The following is a 17,763-nucleotide window of genomic DNA, read 5'->3' on the forward strand; positions in this document are numbered from 1 at the left end:
CAGCGAGCGAAGGCTGCGGTCCGGAAGGCCGGACACACGAACCTAGTTCGTGAGAGTTTGTGAGGGCGAGACGCCATACTTGCGTCGGTATTCTGCCGCGAAGCGTCCCGGATGGGTGATGCCCCAACGGAATATGATGTCCAGGACCGTTGTTGGTGGTGCCGATACGATCAGGTCCGTGTGTGCGCATTCGAGCCTGACGTCGTGCAGGTAGGCGAAAGGCGTCATCCCGACGTACTCGCGGAATGCCTGTTGCAGTCTTCGCACGCTGACTCCCGCTATCTCGGCCATGTCTCCGGGTGTCCATGCTCGTGCGGGATCATCGTGAATTGCTGTGAGAACTCGCTTTACGATGCGGGGGCGGTCGGTGAACCGACCGGGTTCCTCGTCGGGTACCGCGGCGAGGACGAACCCCGTCGTGATGGCCCCGGACAATTGGGCGAGCATCAGGTCGTTGCGTAAGAGGTTGTCGTTGGACTCGATCTGGTCGTATGTCGAACGCAGGAATTTCAGCCAGCTTTGTGCGGTGTCGCTGCGGAGATCGAGTTGCAGGGGTAGTTGTCGTCCGGGCCGGTCCAGAATGCGGTCCATTTCGCGTCGCAAGTAGTCTTCGTCGATCTTGAATCCGATCAGGCGGCATTCGGCGTTCCAGTGTGGGATGACCGTGCGGACGTTCGGTGGGCATGCGGTGGCCTGCCCTACAGCGGAGACAACTTCGGTGCGCTCGATCACCGACTTCATTTCTCCGCTGACCGGGATGTTGATGCCGTAGGCGCCGGGGTGTTCCGACACCACGGTGACCTCACCGCCGAGTGCCATGTGCGTGATGCGACATGATCCGAGATCGACGCTTCCCAGTGACGCATGGGGTTTGGCTCCGGCAGCCAGTGGCCTCATCACGTGCGGGAAGTACGCATCGGCGACCGCTTCGTGGACGTGGTGCCAGTCCTCGAAGGGTGGGATATCGCCTGTGTTCTCCACGAGAGTCGTACCAACCTCTCCAGCGCGGCCCTCGATGATGCCGCGTATGACAACGTCGCTTCTAGTGAGTTATATCACCAGGAAAGCCTGACCGGGTCCGCGATTTCCTCGTTGCGTTGAGTGGATAGCCCCTTCGCTGAGTGGATCGCCAGCCCTGTGACCCCAGTCATACCTTGGGTTCGTACCCCGAAGTCGAGTCGACTCGGCCAAGCGAACGAAAGCAGGTGGCCACGCATGGACGCACGCACACTACGTGACATTTTCGGGCAGTTCGCCAGCGGTGTCACCGTCATTACCTGCAGAAATGCCGACGGTGAGCCTCATGGCGCGACGGTGACCGCGTTTACCTCGGTATCGCTCGAACCCGCGCTGTGTCAGGTGACGCTCACCCGCAAGTCGAAGGCGTGCGGGTTCCTCAGTGACGCGCCGTTCGCGGTCAACATCCTCGGCGCCGATCAGGTGGACACCGCGATGCATTTCGCGGGACGTCCGCAAGTACCGGGCCCGGTGTGGGCTGACGGGCCGACCGCTCCCCTGCTCTGCGGGGCGGCAACCACACTGTCCTGCACACCGTGGGCCCAGTACGACGGCGGTGACCACATCATCTTCATCGGTGAGATCGTCGATGTGACCACCAGCAATGACGACCCACTGTTGTTCTACCGCAGCAAATTCCATGGCCTCGGTGGTCCGTCCGCCGGCTCCGCGTGGAACGGGTCGATGGACGACCCTAATAGCGGCTGGTTCGACGCGACCACCTCTTTCACGCCACTTCACCTCATGGCGGGGCAACCGGCGTAGTCCGCACAACTCCCCACCACTGCCTCACAGCTTTGACATATCGAAGGGAAACACCATGACCACCACTGCCCCTGTCACTGACGTGGCCTCCACCGACCCGACCCAGGTCAATCCAGCGGCGGACGCACCCGTCAACCAACCCCAGACCTATGCCACGCGGCCGATGACCGGCGATGAGTACATCGAGTCGATCACGGACGACCGCGAGATCTGGTTGCACGGCGAGCGGGTCAAAGACCACACCAACCACCCGGCATTTCGCAACTCGGTCCGCATGATCGCCCGGTTGTACGACAACCTGCACACCGGTGAGCACGTCGACACCCTCACCTGTCCGACCGACACCGGCAACGGCGGCGTGACGATGCCCTTCTTCCGTACCGCCAAAACCACCGAAGACGTGCTCGCCGACCGCGACGCGATCGCCACCTGGGCACGGATGACCTACGGCTGGATGGGCCGCTCCCCCGACTACAAGGCCTCGTTCCTCGGGACGCTGCACGCCAACAAGGAGCTGTACTCGCCGTTCCAGGCCAACGCCGAACGCTGGTACCGCGAATCCCAGGAGAAGGTCCTGTACTGGAACCACGCCATCGTCAACCCCCCGGTCGACCGGCAACTCCCGCCGGATGAGGTGGGCGATGTGTTCATGAAGGTGGAGAAGGAGACCGACTCCGGCCTGATCGTGTCGGGTGCCAAGGTCGTCGCCACCGGATCGGCGATCACCAACTACAACTTCATCGCCCACTACGGCCTCCCGATCAAGAAGAAGGAATTCTCGCTGATCTGCACGGTGCCCATGGGGGCACCCGGGGTGAAGTTGATCTCGCGGGCCTCCTACGCGCAGAACGCGGCAATCACCGGAACACCGTTCGACTACCCACTGTCGAGCCGGTTCGACGAAAACGACGCCATCCTCGTCTTCGACAAGGTGCTGGTGCCCTGGGAAAACGTCTTCATGTACGGGGCCGTCGACAAGATCAACACCTTCTTCCCGCAGTCCGGCTTCCTCCCGCGCGCCATGCTGCAGGGGTGCACCCGGCTCGCGGTCAAGCTCGACTTCATCGCCGGCCTGTTGATGAAGGCCCTCGACTGCACCGGCGCCGGCGGCTTCCGCGGCGTGCAGACCCGCGTCGGCGAAGTCATCGGCTGGCGGAACCTGTTCTGGTCGCTGACCGAATCGATGGCGCGCGACCCGGAACAGTGGATCGGCGACACCGTCATCCCCAAGCTCGAATACGGCCTGACCTACCGGATGTTCATGATGCAGGGATACCCCCGGATCAAGGAGATCATCGAACAGGACGTCGCCTCCGGGCTGATCTACCTCCCGTCCTCGGCGGCCGACTTCAAGTCGACAGAAATCCGCCCATACCTCGACAAGTACGTGCGCGGCTCGGACGGAATCCCGGCAGTAGACCGCGTGAAGGTCATGAAGGCACTGTGGGATTCGATCGGCAGCGAGTTCGGTGGACGCCACGAACTGTACGAACGCAACTACTCCGGCAACCACGAAAACGTCAAGGCGGAGTTGCTGTTCGGTGCGCAGGCCACCGGCGTCGTGTCCAGCATGAAGGGCCTGGCAGAGCAGTTCATGAGCGAGTACGACCTCGACGGCTGGACTGTCCCGGACCTCATCGGCAACGACGACGTCTCCTACTTCAGCCGCAAATAACCCCGGAACACCGGCGGCACGGGCGACGATCGACGCCCTACTACCGATCGTCGCCCGACCAGGGTCTTCTCGACCGGGCACGGGCTGTGTCCCGTGACGAGAAGGCCCACCACCCTCCTACACCGCATCGGGCACACCCACCGCGCCCAACACGAACACTGAACGAGGTGCTCACATGACCGACGAGGATCTGTCGCAGGCCGCGAAGTCGCTGATCGCGGCCCACGGTGACCGCAGTCCCATCCCACCGCTGACGGAAACGTATCCCGGGTTGACCGTCGCAGCGGCCTATGACATCCAGCTTCGGCAGGTTGCACAGTGGACCGCCGAGGGACGGGTGATCCGCGGCCACAAGGTCGGCCTGACCTCGACGGTGATGCAACGCCAGCTCGGTGTCGATCAACCCGACTACGGCCACTTGTTCGCGGACATGTTCCACCTCGAGACCCTTCCGATCGACACCAGCACCTTCATCAGCCCGAAGGTCGAACCAGAAATCGCGTTCGTTCTCAAACGACCTCTGACCGGCCCCGGGGTCAGCGTCGCCGACGCGATCAGTGCCATCGACTACGTCCTCCCGGCGCTGGAGATCATCGATTCGCGCATCGCGGACTGGAAGATCACCCTCGCCGACACGATCGCCGACAACGCCTCGTCCGCGGGTGTCGTCCTCGGATCCACCCCCGCGTACCTCGACCGATGCGACCTGCGGCTGACCGGATGCGTCGTGCACCAGGGCGGCGAGGTAGTCGGAACCGGCGCCGGCGGCGCCGTTCTCGGGTCACCGATCAACGCACTGGTGTGGCTCGCGAACACGGTGGGACCACTCGGCATCACCCTCGACGCGGGATCGGTGATCATGCCCGGATCCCTCACCGCCGCGGTAACGGTCACCCCGGGCCAGGCCGTCACCGCCACCTTCGACGGAATCGGCTCCGTCACCGCATCTTTCGCCCCCCAGGAGACCGCATGACCATCGCAGCCATCGTCGGCCCAGGAAACATCGGCACCGACCTGCTCGTCAAACTACAGCGCACCACCGGAATCGACGTGCGATACATGATCGGGGTCGACCCCGCCTCGGACGGCCTGACCCGCGCCCGAAGCCTCGGTGTCGAGGCCAGCGCCGGCGGCATCGACTGGTTACTCGACCAACCCGACCGCCCCCACCTGGTCTTCGAAGCCACCTCCGCCGCCGCGCACCTGGCCAACGCTCCCCGCTATACCGAAGCCGGCATCACCGCGATCGACCTCACTCCCGCAGCCGTCGGCCCGTTCCTGTGCCCGGCGGTCAACCTCGGCGCGAACCTCGAGGCGAGAAACCTCAACATGATCACCTGCGGCGGCCAGGCCACCATCCCCATCGTGCACGCCGTCTCACGAATCACCGACGTGCCCTACGCCGAGATCGTCGCGTCGATCTCCTCGAGATCCGCCGGGCCGGGCACCCGCGCGAACATCGACGAATTCACCGAAACCACCTCACACGCCATCGAAACCGTCGGCGGCGCGCAGCGCGGCAAGGCGATCATCATCCTCAACCCGGTCGAGCCGCCGATGATCATGCGCGACACCGTGTTCTGCGCCATCTCCCCCGACGCCGACCGGCACGCCATCACCGACTCGATCCACCGGATGGTCGCCGACGTGCAGCAATACGTCCCCGGCTACCAACTCAAGGCCGATCCCCAGTTCGATGATCCCCGCCCCGAGTGGCAGGGCCACGCCCGGGTCGCTGCTTTCCTCGAAGTGCGCGGCAACGGTGACTACCTGCCCGACTGGGCCGGCAACCTCGACATCATGACCGCCGCAGCGGTGCGCGTGGGAGAACTCGTCGCCGCCGCACGCCACACCTCCGAAAAGGTCGCCATCCGATGAACGCACCCGTCCGCCTCACCGACACCACGTTGCGCGACGGCAGCCACGCCGTCAAACATCAGTTCACCACCACGCAGGTCCGTGACGTCGTCGCCGGGCTCGATGCGGCCGGCATCGAGATCATCGAAGTCACCCACGGTGACGGCCTGTCCGGATCGACCTTCAACTACGGCTTCAGCGGAACCGACGAACTCTCCCTGATCCGGACCGCCGCCGAGACCGCGGTCCGGGCGCGCATCGCCGTCCTGCTGCTGCCCGGACTCGGGACCGTCGCCGACCTACGCGCCGCCCGCGATGCCGGCGCTTCGGTCGCCCGCATCGCCACGCACTGCACCGAAGCCGACGTATCCATTCAGCACTTCGGCGCGGCCCGCGATCTCGGCATGGAAACCGTCGGCTTCCTCATGCTCTCGCACCGCACCACACCGGAGAACCTTGCCCAGCAGGGACGCATCATGGCCGACGCGGGATGCCAGTGCGTCTACGTCGTCGACTCCGCCGGCGCGCTACTGCCGGACGGTATCGCCGATCGTGTGGCGGCGCTGGTGACCGAACTCGGGGACGACGCCCAGGTCGGGGTGCACGCCCACCAGAATCTGTCACTCGGAATCGCCAACTCCCTCGCCGGGTACCACGCCGGTGCCCGGCAGATCGACGGAACACTGTGCGCGCTCGGTGCCGGTGCCGGAAACTCGCCGACGGAAATACTGGTGACCGCCTTCGAGCGGCTCGGTGTGCCGACCGGCGTCGACACCGACGCGATCCTCGCGGTCGCCGAGGACGTCGCGAGGCCGTTCATACCCAGACTTCCAGTGGCCGACCGTAATTCGATCATCCAAGGCAAATACGGGGTATACAACTCGTTCCTGTTCCACGCCGAAGCCGCGGCCAGCCGATACGGGGTTCCCGCACACGAAATCCTCGCCCGCGTCGGCGAAGCCGGATACGTCGGCGGCCAGGAAGACATGATCATCGACGTGGCGCTGACGATCGCGGCAGAACGCAGCCGTGCCGTCCCCGCCGCCACCCGATGATCCCCACCGACCGCCCCTGACACCGGACGGCGCGGCGCGGCAACTACCAGCACGGAACTAGTTCAGGAGGGCCCAGTGAACAATTCCCACGGTGGCGACAGCGGCGCCATGAACCTCGACGCCGACCATGTCGTCACTGTCCTTCCGAACCAGCTCCGCATCGGCGTTCGAGCACACGAAACCATCGTCGACGCCCTGCGCCGCCAGGGCTACCGCACTCGATACAAGTGCCGGCGCGGCGGATGCGGAGCCTGCCGGGCGACGTTGCTCGAAGGGCAGATCACCTACGTCGCCCAGGTCAGTGCGCCCGTCGTCGACGGCGCCGACAACGACACCGCACCCGATACACAGAAGTTCCTGCCGTGCAGAGCAACTCCGAAGTCCGACGTGATCTTCGAACTCGGGCCGCGGGACCGCCTCGAGAACGTCCTGGCCGGACTCGTCGGGACCCGGCGGCGCGAGAACACGATCACCAGCTCGACGAAACACTAGGAAAGGTACCCATCATGTCCGTAATGCGACTGGGCTACGTCCACATCAATGTGACCGATCTAGCCGAATCCAAGAAGCACTACATCGAGACCCTCGGCATGGACGCCGTCCACGAAGAGGACGGCACCGTCTACCTCAAGTCCTGGGACGAGGCCGATCACCACTCGGTCGTCCTCACCGAGGGCGGCGTCGGATTGGTCAAACTCGGCTACAAAGTCTCCGACGAAGCGTCGCTCGCCGACATCGAGCAACGCGTCCGCGCGTTCGGCGCCTCCTATGAGCGAATGAGCAAAGGCGACAACCAATCCGTCGGCGACGGCTTGCGGATCACGCTGCCGTCCGAACACATCTTGGAGCTCTACAGCGACATCGAATACGTGGGCACCGCCACCGGATTGTGGAACCCGGACCCGTGGCCGCGCGACGGAATCCGCGGCATCGGGGTACCCCGCCTCGATCACACGCTGATCACCACCGAAGACCCGGTGCTCCTCGAGCGTTTCTTCTCCGAGGTGCTCGACTTCCGGGCGGCGGAACGACTGGTAGGCGGCGAGGACAACACCGAACTCGTGGCGTCCTGGATGTTCTGCGGCGACCAACCCCACGACATCGCCTTCGTGCAGGGCGAGAACGGCAAACTGCACCACTTCGCGTACCACATTGCCGATTGGTCGGCCCTCCTCCACGCCGGAGACATCTTCTCGATGCACGACGTACCGATCGACTTCGGACCCGCCCGGCACGGCATCACGCGTGGGGAAACGATCTACTTCTTCGACCCGGCGGGCAACCGCAACGAGATCTTCTCCGGGGGATACCGGACCGGCAAGGACTTCCGCACCATCACCTGGACCATGGACCAGGCCGCCCGCGGCATCAACTTCACCCACCGCGAACTCGACCAGGACTTCCTCACCGTCGTCACCTGACCCGTTCCCGGCGGCACTCTCGACACCGTGGGCGTCGAGCCCGCCCCTACTCCCTCCACCCGACCATTCTCCTCAAGGAAACCACCATGACGACCTCAGTCGAACACAGCCCAGAAATCGCCGAGACCATCGTGGTCAACGGAATCGCGACGAACTACCACGACCAGGGCGAGGGCGCACCGGTTGTGCTGATCCACGGATCAGGACCCGGTGTCACGGCGTGGGCGAACTGGCGGACAACGATCCCGGTTCTCGCCGAGAACTTCCGGGTCATCGCCCCCGACATCCTCGGATTCGGATATACCGAACGCCCTGACGGAGTCGAATACAACTCCGCCACGTGGACCGACCACCTCATCGGTTTCCTCGACGCCCTCGGGCTCGACAAAGTCTCCATCGTCGGTAACAGTTTCGGCGGCTCACTCGCACTCAACATCGCAACCCGACATCCCGAACGTGTCGACCGCCTGGTGCTGATGGGAAGTGTCGGGGTGCCCTTCGAGATCACCGACGGACTCGACGCAGTCTGGGGCTTCGAACCCTCGCTACCGGCCATGCGCAAGTTGCTCGACGTCTTTGCCTACGACCGCTCACTGGTCAACGACGAACTCGCCGAACTCCGACTCGCTGCCGCAACCCGCCCCGGTGTGCAGGAAGCATTCAGCGCGATGTTCCCGGCCCCGCGGCAGCAGGGTGTCGACGAGATGGCGGTCGATGAAACCTTGATCGCCGGCTTGGCGCACGAAACCCTCATCGTGCACGGCCGCGACGACCAGGTCATTCCCCTCTCGAACTCGCTTCGTCTGCTCGAACTCATCACGAACTCGCAACTGCACGTATTCGGGCGCTGCGGCCACTGGGTGCAAATCGAACATTCGGCCCGGTTCAGCAAACTCGTAGCCGAGTTCCTCTCCGAATAAAGGGCGGGCGGAACACCACCCAGAGGTGTGCTCACTCGTCGAGTGAGCACACCGTCAGCGCGCAATGTTCTGCAGCACAACATCTTCGAGTAGGAGCGCGTGAGTGGAACGAGCCGACAGACTGGAAATCCACCAAATTCGCTGGTTCGGACGGTCCCGGCGGCGGTCCACCGTCCCGGGTGGAGTTCATCCGTCACCATCGCGTCAGCGAATCGATCGGCCGCATGCGAGGGGACACGGCGAGCAGTGACGACGTCGCCCTCCCGCGCACAAAGAACCGATAGTGGACCACATGACAGACCGGACGGCGACCCTGACCACTGCTGGTTCAGCGGCCTGGCCTGGCGGGTGCATGCCCATTGCCGTCCTACCGTTGAACATCTGTTCTTTCCGCCAGACGGAGAATCTACCGGTGCCCGAGTGCGGCGAGTAGCCGCCGCGAAACGAATATGCGCCAACTGCCAGGTCCTGGGCGAATGCCGCCAATACGCCGCACGCCACGGCGAGTTCATCGGGGTGTGGGGAGGGCTCTCGGAGCGCGAGCGGAAAGACACTGTTGCGGTGCATGACGTTGTAGACACTGAGCGGAGTAGGGGCTGAACGAAGCGGACGGACCTTCCGCGACGGCGCCGACGCGCGGCCATCATGCGTCAGACCGGGCACATTTGCCCCACCGGTGGGGATCTATACGCAGGAGAACGCCCCGGTGATCGGCAGTGTCGTCACCGGGATCGGACTCTGACCCGTGACGAGTACGAGTATCACCCGAAGCGGCACCGGCGCCGGGTAATAGCCCGACAGTCGCTCCCCGTTGCGCAGGATCAGCTCTGGCAATGGTCCACTTACAACCAGCGCGGTGGCTCTTGCAGATACCCCTCGATTCCTACGCCGACGGTGCCGCGTCCGGCGGCCCACCGCACCACCGCGGCGAGGGGCCCGGACACCTTGTCGGCAGGCGGTGAATCCGGCCGCACCGCAACCGGTTCACGCCCGTCCACAGCCAGTATCAGGCCGGTGCCGAGGTCCCTGCGCCGCCACATCTCGACGATGTCGGTGAGCAGCGACTCGAGGACGACGTCGGGGAAGTCGCCGAATCGGCCGCCGTTGCCGAGGTCGACGGCATGGATCCAGACTTCCCGGGTGCGCATCCACGCCGTCTCCGACACCGGCACGGTGCGGCCCTGCGCGGTGCGGACCTGCGCGTCCCACGCCGAGGCGGGCAGGTTACGCCACTTCTCGTCGAGCCGGGCCACGGTGTGATCGAACAGGTTCCGCAGCGCCGCCGGGCTGAGCGTGGCACCTTCGTCGATTTCGCGGCCCCGCTGCTCGGCCGAGGAGTACATCGGGGTCTCGACGCCGGTGGCGGCCCAGTCCAGCAGCCGGCACAGAGCCGCCGCGTTGTATCCGACGTGCGCGACCAGGTGTCGCCGCGACCACCCGGACAGGAGGGTCTCCCCGTCGAGGTCGGTGTCGGACAGCTCGGCCAGGCGCTGCGCGAAGAAGGCGGTGCCGCGGCGGGCGATCAGCAACCGCTCGGCCAGGGGAAGATCGTGAAAACCCACAGGGCGCGCCCTTACTTGATGATCGTCTTGTTGCGGACGGTGCCCAGGCCCTCGATGGTGACCTCGACGGTCTGCCCGTCCTGAATGTAGAGACCGGGCTTGCGGGCGTGCCCCACCCCGCCCGGGGTGCCGGTGATCACCACGTCACCGGGCTGCAACGTCACGATGTGCGAGATGTACTCCACCAACTTGGCCGGGGTGAACACCAGATCGTCGGTGGTGGTGGACTGCACCACCTGCCCCTCGAGTGTGGTCTCCAGGGTGCCGCCGAACGTGTACGAGTCGGTGGTCGTCAGGAACGGCCCGAAACCGCTGGTCTTCTCGAACGTCTTGCCCTGATCCCACTGCAGCGTCCGGTACTGGTAATCGCGCATCGTGTAATCGTTCATCACCGAATACCCGGCAATGTACTGCTCGGCGTCCGCCTCCGGCACCTGGTACGCCTGCGTGCCGACGACGAACGCCAACTCCCCCTCCCAATCCAACTGCGCGGCGGCATACGACGGGACGACCACGTCGTCGTACGGGCCGGTCAGGGCCTCCTTGAACTTGGAGAACAAGGTCGGGTACTCGGGCAGATCCCGGCCCATCTCCTGAATGTGGTTGGCGTAGTTCAGGCCGACGCAGATGATCTTCCCCGGGTTCGGGACCACTGGGGCGTAATCCGCGCCCGCGAGATCGACGGCGGCTCCGGACGCGTCCTCCGCGACCGCCCTCCAGTCCGGGTTGTTCAACAGCGCGGACAGGTCCGCATACCCGTCGATGACGGTGGCGGTGGTGTCGGAGTCGACGCGGACGGCGACGGTGGCACCGTTGTGGCGCAGGGTGGCAAGCTTCATGAGATTTTCAGGCTCCTTCGGAAATGTACGTGCGATCAAAGTGCAGGCGCTCGACGATGGGGGCGTCGGAGAACGCGAACAGGTCGAACTCGGTGCCGGCCTCGATCGACCACTCCGTCCAGGACGGGACGACGATCATGTCGCCCTTGCCGACCTCACGGGTCTGACCGCCGAGAAAGAACCGGCCGGACCCCTCGAACACCTGATAGACGGTGGACCCGACGTCGCGGCGGGGCCGGGTGCGGGCACCGGCGCGGAGGCGGTGGAACTCGGCCCGGATGGTGGGCATCACGTCGCCGCCGGTGGTCGGGTTGGTGTAGCGGACCGCCGCGTGACCGGGTTCGGTGGTCGCCGCATACCCCTCGTCCTCGAGTTGCAGTTGCTCGCGCAGCGCGGCGTCGGTGTGCTCCCACCGGTACGCGGCGATCGGCGAACTGGTTTTCGCGTCCAACCCGACCAGCGGTCGCAGCCCCGGATGCGCCCACAACCGTTCCGACCGGGAGACATCCGGGGTGGAGTCGTCGGTGACGTTCTCGGACCCAAATTCGAAGAACCCGGTGTCGGTGTAGTGCACGAACGGGATGTCCAGGCCGTCGATCCAGGCCATCGGCTGATCGGTTTCGTTGTGGTGACCGTGGAAATGCCAGCCCGGGGTCAGCAGAAAGTCGCCGCGCCGCATCGCCACCGGATCCCCGTTGACGACCGTCCACACCCCCTCCCCCTCGACGACGAACCGGAAGGCGTTCTGCGCGTGCCGGTGCTCGGGGGCCACCTCCTTCGGGCCCAGATACTGGATGGCCGCCCACAGCGTCGGCGTCACATACGGCACCCCACCCAGCCCGGGGTTGGCCAGGGCGATCGCCCGCCGCTCCCCACCCCGGCCGACCGGCACCAGGTCCCCGGCCCGCCGCGCCAGCGGATACAGCGTCGACCACTTCCACACGAACGGCACCGCCCGCGACGTCGGCGTCATCGGCATCAGATCACCGAGCTGGGTCCACAACGGATTCAGGTGCTCGGCCTCGAAATCATGGTAGAGCTGTTTCAGCTCCGGAGCGTCGTCGAGCGAGGGGTCGGGGGTCTGCATGAGTGGCTCCTTCACTTGGAGACCGAGGATCGGCGACGGCGCCAAACACGTCGCCGATCCTCGGAAGTCTTACGACGCGGCGTGTTCCTGCGCGAGGCGTTGGCGAATGTCTTCGCGCATGGCCTTCTTGTCGATCTTCCCGACCTTGGTGGTGGGCATCTGATCGACGATGACGAGCCGCTCGGGGAGTTTGAATCGGGCGACGCCGGCCTCGTTCATGATGGCGACGACGTCGCCGAGGGTGAGCGCGTGACCGGGCGCGAGAGTGACATACAGGCACAGCTTTTCCCCGAGCTTGGGGTCGGGCATGGCGACGGCGGCGGCCATCTCGACACCGTCGATCTGGTAGGCGAAGTTCTCGACTTCCTCGGCGGAAATCTTCTCCCCACCGCGGTTGATCATGTCCTTGTCGCGGCCGGCGACCACCAGGTTTCCGTCGGGGCGGCGGACGACGATGTCGCCGCTGGCGTACCACCCGTCCGCGGTGAACGCCTTCGCATTGTGTTCGGGTGCCCGGAAGTAGCCGCGCGGCGTGTAAGGGCCGCGGGTGAGCAGAGCGCCCGGGGTCCCGTCCGGCACCGGTTCGCCGATCTCGTCGACGACGACGATTTCGTCGGCCTCACTGACCGGTCGGCCCTGGGTATTGGTGATGATCTCCGGGTCGTCGGCGAGACGCGTCATGTTGATCAGACCCTCGGCCATACCGAACACCTGCTGCAGGCGGGCACCGAGGACGGGTTCGACGCGGGCGGCGAGTTCGTCCGGCATCCGTGATCCGCCCACCTGCAGCACCCGCAGCGTGGTGCCGGTCATGGTGTGGTGCTCACGTTGATGCTCGATCCACGTCTGGGCGACAGCGGGAACGACGGTGGCGACGGTGACGCCCTCGGCGTCGATGGTGCGCAGGGCCCGCTCGGGGGCCGGCGACGGCAGCATCACGGTGCGGCCACCGGCGAACAGCGCACCGAGAATTCCCGGACACGCCAGCGGGAAGTTATGACTGCTCGGCAAGGTCCCGAGATAGACGGTGTCCGAGTCGAATTCGGTGACATCGTTGCACCGGAGGACGTTGTAGACGTAGTCGTCGTGGGTGCGGACAATCAGCTTGGGCAGTCCGGTCGTCCCACCGGACAGGAGTAGGCAGGCCACGTCGGAACCGGTCGGTTCGTATTCGGCGTCGGTGAACCGCACGGGGATGTCCATGCCGGCGGCCAGCGTGCGCTCGGGTGCGTGCGGCGTCGCGTCGTTCGAGAGTTCGCCGTGAACGAGCACGGCCCGGATGCTGGGGACCTCGGCGGCGACCTGCTGGGCGATCTGGCGGAGGTCGGTGTCGCGGTCGATATCGGCGACGACGATCGCGGTGGCCTCGGACAGCGACGCCAGGTGCGTCAGTTCGTGCCTACGGTGCGCGGGCAGCGCCATCACGGGGACGACCCCGACCCGGAAGCACGCGAGGGTGAGGGCGACGAACTCCCAGCTGTTGGGCAGTTGCAGCACGATCCGGTCACCGGGGGCGATCGACAGATCGAACAGGTACTGCGCGCAGGAGGCGGCCTTGTCCCACAGTTGCCGGTAGGTCAGGCGGATGCTGCCGTCGACGAGGGCCACGTCGTCGGGTCGGAGCCCGACCTGCTCGGCGATGTGGGAGCCGATCGACACTCCCTGCCAGTAGCCGGCCTTGCGGTAGCGCTCGGCGACATCGTCGGGCCAGGGCACGACACCCTCGATGGACAGCGGGGTGCGGGTGCTCATTGCAGCTCTCCTTCGAGTGCGGTGGGCCGGTTCGGTGCCGGGAGGATGACCGCGTCCAGGGCCGTCAGCCCGGTCGGTGTCAGGCGCAGCGGGTTGATCTCGATATCGCTGATCTCGGGATGGGCGGCCAGGTAGCCGGCGACGGTGACGGCGAGGTGGGCGAACTCGTCGCGGTTCAGGACGGGGCCGCCGCGCCAACCGTCGAGCAACGGCGCGCACTGCAGGTCGTCGAGCATGGCGGCGGCCGCAGCCCGCGTGAGGGTGGAGCTGCGGATGGCGACGTCGCCGATCGCTTCTGCCGCCGTGCCACCGAGACCGGCGACGACGATGGGTCCGAACACCGGATCGCGGCGGGCGCCGAGGAACAGGTCCACCCCGGAGGTGGCCATGCTCTCGACCAAGTACGCAGGTGCGTCGATGGCGTCGAGTGCGTCGAGCGCGGCGTCGAGTTCGGCCGGGGTGCGGATGCCCAGGTGGACACCACCGATCTCCGTCTTGTGCACGACCGCGGCGTCGAGGATCTTCACCGCGACCGGGAGCGTGAGTTCGGTGAGGGCCTGGCGTGCGGCGGCGCGCACGGTGCAGACGCGCCTTGGCGGTGTGGCGATTCCGAGGGCATCGAGGAGGTCCTTGGCGGCCGCCTCGTCGGCGGGCAGCGAAAGTGCCGGGGCCGTGACGATAGCGGTCGGCCGGGGGTCAGCGGCGCGCAGGTAGCGACTCCGCGCGTCGTGCACCAGCGCACTGACACCGGTGGCGAGGGCGGTCGGGCTCGGCAGCACCGGGACGCCGATCTCCGCGGCCGCCGAAGACGTCTTGCCGACAGCCTCTCCGGGGCCGCCGATTCCGAGGACGACGGGCACGTCGGTGTGTACTCCGGATTCGCGGACGGCGGCGGCGAGATCGATGGCGTCGGGTTCGGCCAGCGCGTAGACCGCGAGGGCGTCGATACCGGGGTCGGCCGCTGTGGTCGCCAATACGTTGCCGAAGGTGGCGCCGGGGCGACCGGTGTCGACGGGATTGGCCTGGAACGTCAACGGCGGCAGCAGTTCCGACAACCCCGCTTGGGTCGACTCGGCGAGGGTGGGTACCTGCACGTCCTGGGCGAGCAATTCGTCGAGGATCATCAGACCGGGGCCGGCCTGGGCGGTGACCAGGCCGATGCCAGGGGTCGGGGACGCGGGCAGTCGGGTGCGGCTGAGCACGGCGAGTGCGTCGACGAGTTGCCGCTCGGAGTCGACGACCACAGCGCCGGCCTCCCTGAGCAGGGCGCGGGTCGTCTTCCACGACGTCGCGAGGGCGCCGGTGTGCGATTCGGAGAAGGCGGAGACGTCGCTGCGCCCGACGACGATCGCCACGATCGGCTTCTCGGCAGTGACCTTGCGTACCGCGGCGAGGAGGGCCTGGCCGTCGTCGACCGATTCGACGTGCAGCGCGATGGCGGTGACGGTCGGGTCCTCGCGCAGGTACTCGAGTACGTCGACGCTGGTCACGTCGACGCTGTTGCCCAGCCCGACCCCGAGACCCACGCCGACTCCCTGCTCGGAGAGCAGGAACGACAGGGCGTGGTTCATGCCGCCGCTGGCCGCGACGACCGCGACGGTGCCGCGGTTGATGTGTTCGACCGTCGGCACGAAGCTCACGGTGGTGTTTCCCGGGCGGAAGAAGCCGGAGGTGTTGGGGCCGAGCAACCGGATCCCGGTCTCGGCAGTGATGTCGGCGAGCTGATTCTGCAGCGCGATACCGTCGGGGCCGGCCTCGGCGAATCCGCCGGAGCAGATCAGCGCGGCGCCGACGCCGCAGTCCGCGGCCTCACGCAGCGCGGCTGGGGTGGCCGCGGCTGGAATGCAGAGCACGGCCAGGTCGATCGGCGCGCCGTGCGATTCGGTGGCGGCGGCCAGCGACACGTGGAATCCGTCACCCGAGCCCTTGGGGTTGATCCCGTAGGCGGTCACGGTGCCGTCGCTGCCACGATTGATCGCGTCGAGCATCACCGACCCCAGCTTTCCAGGGGAGGCGGATGCTCCGACGACGGCGATCGACTTCGGGGCGAACAGTCGGTTCAGTCGTGTGTTCGTCGGCGCGGGAATCTGTGTCAATGTCATTTCGCGACCTCGGCGGAGGTGAGGACACGCGGGCGCGTGTCGGGGGAAGGTTCGAAGGCGACGGCGTCGGCGCGACCGGACAGGATCAACGTTGCGGCGCAGTCCCGTTCGTCGACAGCGCGCCGAGCGCGCAGAGACGTGGGCTGGTCGACGACGATCACCGGGATGTGATGGGTGAAGCGGATGTGTTCGGCGCACAACACCCGGGAGAGGGCAGTGCCTCCGCGGACCGCGACAGCAACCGGTTTCCGCGCACACAGCTCATCGAGTTCGGTGCGGGTGACGACGTCGAGCGAGGTCCGGTCTGCGTCCGGTGCGGTGAAGATCGCCGCCACGTCCGGTTCGCCGGTGGATGTTGCGGCGACCACCGACGTCGTGCCGTCGCTGAAATACAGTGAATCGTTGGAGAATTCGATGATCTGCAGCAGCCGGGACCCGAGCGTGACGGTCCCGATGGTCAGCGGGGTATCCAGGGGCGTGGCACCGTGCTGGGTATTCCAGGCGCGCTCGGCGTCGGAGACGAACCGGGGGTCGCGCACGCGCATCTTCTCCGCGGAGATGGCGCGGCTGAAGAAATGGAACCCGAACTGCCACGGCTCCAGGGCGCGGTAGTACTCCCCGAAGTGGTCCCACCAGGACAGGCTCGGCATCGCCGAGTCCTGGATCTTCGCGACCTGCGGGCGCCGGATGTCCTCGAACGCGGCCAGAGCGGTATCGAGGTCACCGCGATGATCGGCGACGGTCTGGGCGAGGACGGCAGCATCTTCCATGGCCATCTTGGTTCCCGAGCCGACCGAGAAATGCGCGGTGTGCACGGCGTCGCCGAGAAACACGACGGGGGTGCCCTGCGCTGCGCGGGTGTGCCAGCACTGGGTGCGGCGGGTACGGAAGTTCGCCCATCGGGAGTTGTTGGCCACCAGCGGGTGACCGTCGATCTGATCGGCGAACAGTTCCTCGAGGTAGCGCTGGGTCACCAGGTCCGACTCGCCGGGAGGTGCGGACATGTCGAAGCCGTCCAGGCCCGCGCGGCGCCAGGTGGCCTCGTCGGTTTCGACGATGAATGTGCTCAGGTCGGAGCCGATCGGGTAGGCGTGCACGGCGAAATTGCCGTGCTCGGACTGCTTGTGCAGGAAGGTCAGTCCGTCGAACTGGAAGGTCGTGCCGAACCAGATGAACTTCACCGCAGCCTCGTCGACCGAGTGCCCCAGGTCGTCCAGGAACCGCTGTCGAGCGGCGGAATTCGTGCCGTCCGCGGCAACGATCACGTCGTAGTCGCCGGCGGCGTCGAGAGCATCGACGTTCACCGACGTCGAGTAGTGCAGTCGCGCACCCAATTCGGCGGCGCGCTCGCGCAGCGCTCCGAGCAGGATCCGCCGGTGCACGGCGGACATCCCGTTGCCCCCTGCGGAGGTGGTCACGTCCTTGCTGCGGACCTCGATGGTGTCCCAGTGCCGGCCGTGCTCGGCGAGGGTGTCGCGCAGCACCGGGTCGACCCGGTCGACGTTGTCGAGCGTTGCGTCGGAGAACACGACCCCGAACCCGAAGACGTCCGACTCACTGTTGCGCTCGAAGACGTCGATCGTCGAGCCCGGCACGGTCTGCGCCAGTGCGATCGCGGAGAACAATCCGCCCGGGCCCCCGCCGATGCAGGCGACGCGCAACGGTGCCGCCTGAGGCGACGAATTCTGATCTGGGATGGACATCGATGTCG

Annotated in this window: 16 protein-coding genes; 9 read left to right on the forward strand and 7 right to left on the reverse strand. The window is 66.3% G+C overall.

Annotated elements, in window-relative coordinates:
* Positions 1-42: 42 nt before the first annotated feature.
* Positions 43-981: an AraC family transcriptional regulator gene (locus tag ACFWAY_RS34920; RefSeq protein WP_378513752.1), complete on the reverse strand. Its 939-nt coding sequence runs from the start codon at positions 979-981 to the stop codon at positions 43-45.
* A gap of 234 nt (positions 982-1,215) precedes the next feature.
* Between ACFWAY_RS34920 and ACFWAY_RS34925 the strand changes: the two genes are divergently transcribed.
* From ACFWAY_RS34925 to ACFWAY_RS34965, 9 genes are all read left to right on the forward strand, one after another.
* Positions 1,216-1,782, forward strand: a complete 567-nt coding sequence (locus tag ACFWAY_RS34925; RefSeq protein WP_378513753.1) for a flavin reductase family protein — start codon at positions 1,216-1,218, stop codon at positions 1,780-1,782.
* A gap of 55 nt (positions 1,783-1,837) precedes the next feature.
* A complete protein-coding gene (locus ACFWAY_RS34930; protein WP_378513754.1) occupies positions 1,838-3,457 on the forward strand; it encodes a 4-hydroxyphenylacetate 3-hydroxylase family protein in 1,620 nt (539 codons plus the stop codon).
* A 175-nt stretch (positions 3,458-3,632) separates the two neighbouring features.
* Complete coding sequence (locus tag ACFWAY_RS34935; RefSeq protein ID WP_378513755.1) at positions 3,633-4,430, forward strand: 2-keto-4-pentenoate hydratase; 798 nt, start codon at positions 3,633-3,635, stop codon at positions 4,428-4,430.
* A complete protein-coding gene (locus ACFWAY_RS34940) occupies positions 4,427-5,335 on the forward strand; it encodes an acetaldehyde dehydrogenase (acetylating) (RefSeq protein WP_378513756.1) in 909 nt (302 codons plus the stop codon). Before ACFWAY_RS34935 ends, ACFWAY_RS34940 begins: the two co-directional genes overlap by 4 nt.
* Positions 5,332-6,369 carry a 4-hydroxy-2-oxovalerate aldolase gene (dmpG, locus tag ACFWAY_RS34945; RefSeq protein ID WP_378513757.1) on the forward strand — a complete coding sequence of 346 codons (1,038 nt, stop codon included), beginning with the start codon at positions 5,332-5,334 and terminating at the stop codon, positions 6,367-6,369. The genes ACFWAY_RS34940 and dmpG overlap by 4 nt, the downstream gene beginning before the upstream one ends.
* A 75-nt stretch (positions 6,370-6,444) precedes the next feature.
* The gene (locus ACFWAY_RS34950) at positions 6,445-6,861 is read left to right on the forward strand and encodes a 2Fe-2S iron-sulfur cluster-binding protein (RefSeq protein WP_378513758.1); all 417 of its coding nucleotides are present in this window, start codon (positions 6,445-6,447) and stop codon (positions 6,859-6,861) included.
* Positions 6,862-6,875: 14 nt separating this feature from the next.
* Positions 6,876-7,790 (forward strand): catechol 2,3-dioxygenase, encoded by a 915-nt coding sequence (locus tag ACFWAY_RS34955; RefSeq protein WP_378513759.1) that lies wholly within the window; start codon positions 6,876-6,878, stop codon positions 7,788-7,790.
* Positions 7,791-7,876: 86 nt separating this feature from the next.
* Positions 7,877-8,710 carry an alpha/beta fold hydrolase gene (locus tag ACFWAY_RS34960; RefSeq protein WP_378513760.1) on the forward strand — a complete coding sequence of 278 codons (834 nt, stop codon included), beginning with the start codon at positions 7,877-7,879 and terminating at the stop codon, positions 8,708-8,710.
* 348 nt (positions 8,711-9,058) lie between these two features.
* Positions 9,059-9,310 (forward strand): WhiB family transcriptional regulator, encoded by a 252-nt coding sequence (locus ACFWAY_RS34965; protein ID WP_378513776.1) that lies wholly within the window; start codon positions 9,059-9,061, stop codon positions 9,308-9,310.
* Between the two features lie 242 nt (positions 9,311-9,552).
* On the opposite strand, the gene ACFWAY_RS34970 is transcribed toward ACFWAY_RS34965, so the two are convergent.
* The 6 genes from ACFWAY_RS34970 to ACFWAY_RS34995 all read right to left on the reverse strand — a co-directional run bounded on the left by ACFWAY_RS34970 (position 9,553) and on the right by ACFWAY_RS34995 (position 17,755).
* Positions 9,553-10,272, reverse strand: a complete 720-nt coding sequence (locus ACFWAY_RS34970) for a maleylpyruvate isomerase family mycothiol-dependent enzyme (protein WP_378513761.1) — start codon at positions 10,270-10,272, stop codon at positions 9,553-9,555.
* 11 nt (positions 10,273-10,283) lie between these two features.
* Positions 10,284-11,111: a fumarylacetoacetate hydrolase family protein gene (locus tag ACFWAY_RS34975; RefSeq protein WP_378513762.1), complete on the reverse strand. Its 828-nt coding sequence runs from the start codon at positions 11,109-11,111 to the stop codon at positions 10,284-10,286.
* A 7-nt stretch (positions 11,112-11,118) separates the two neighbouring features.
* On the reverse strand, positions 11,119-12,198 hold the full coding sequence (locus ACFWAY_RS34980) for a cupin domain-containing protein (RefSeq protein WP_378513763.1): 1,080 nt from the start codon (positions 12,196-12,198) through the stop codon (positions 11,119-11,121).
* A 69-nt stretch (positions 12,199-12,267) separates the two neighbouring features.
* Positions 12,268-13,950, reverse strand: a complete 1,683-nt coding sequence (locus tag ACFWAY_RS34985) for a (2,3-dihydroxybenzoyl)adenylate synthase (protein WP_378513764.1) — start codon at positions 13,948-13,950, stop codon at positions 12,268-12,270.
* Entirely contained in the window at positions 13,947-16,052 is a 2,106-nt protein-coding gene (locus ACFWAY_RS34990) for an acetate--CoA ligase family protein (RefSeq protein WP_378513765.1), read from the reverse strand. The genes ACFWAY_RS34985 and ACFWAY_RS34990 overlap by 4 nt, the downstream gene beginning before the upstream one ends.
* A complete protein-coding gene (locus ACFWAY_RS34995) occupies positions 16,049-17,755 on the reverse strand; it encodes an FAD-dependent monooxygenase (protein WP_378513766.1) in 1,707 nt (568 codons plus the stop codon). Before ACFWAY_RS34995 ends, ACFWAY_RS34990 begins: the two co-directional genes overlap by 4 nt.
* Between the last annotated feature and the right edge of the window lie 8 nt (positions 17,756-17,763).

Source organism: Rhodococcus sp. NPDC059968, assembly GCF_042738615.1.
In the GTDB taxonomy this organism is placed as follows: domain Bacteria; phylum Actinomycetota; class Actinomycetes; order Mycobacteriales; family Mycobacteriaceae; genus Rhodococcus_F.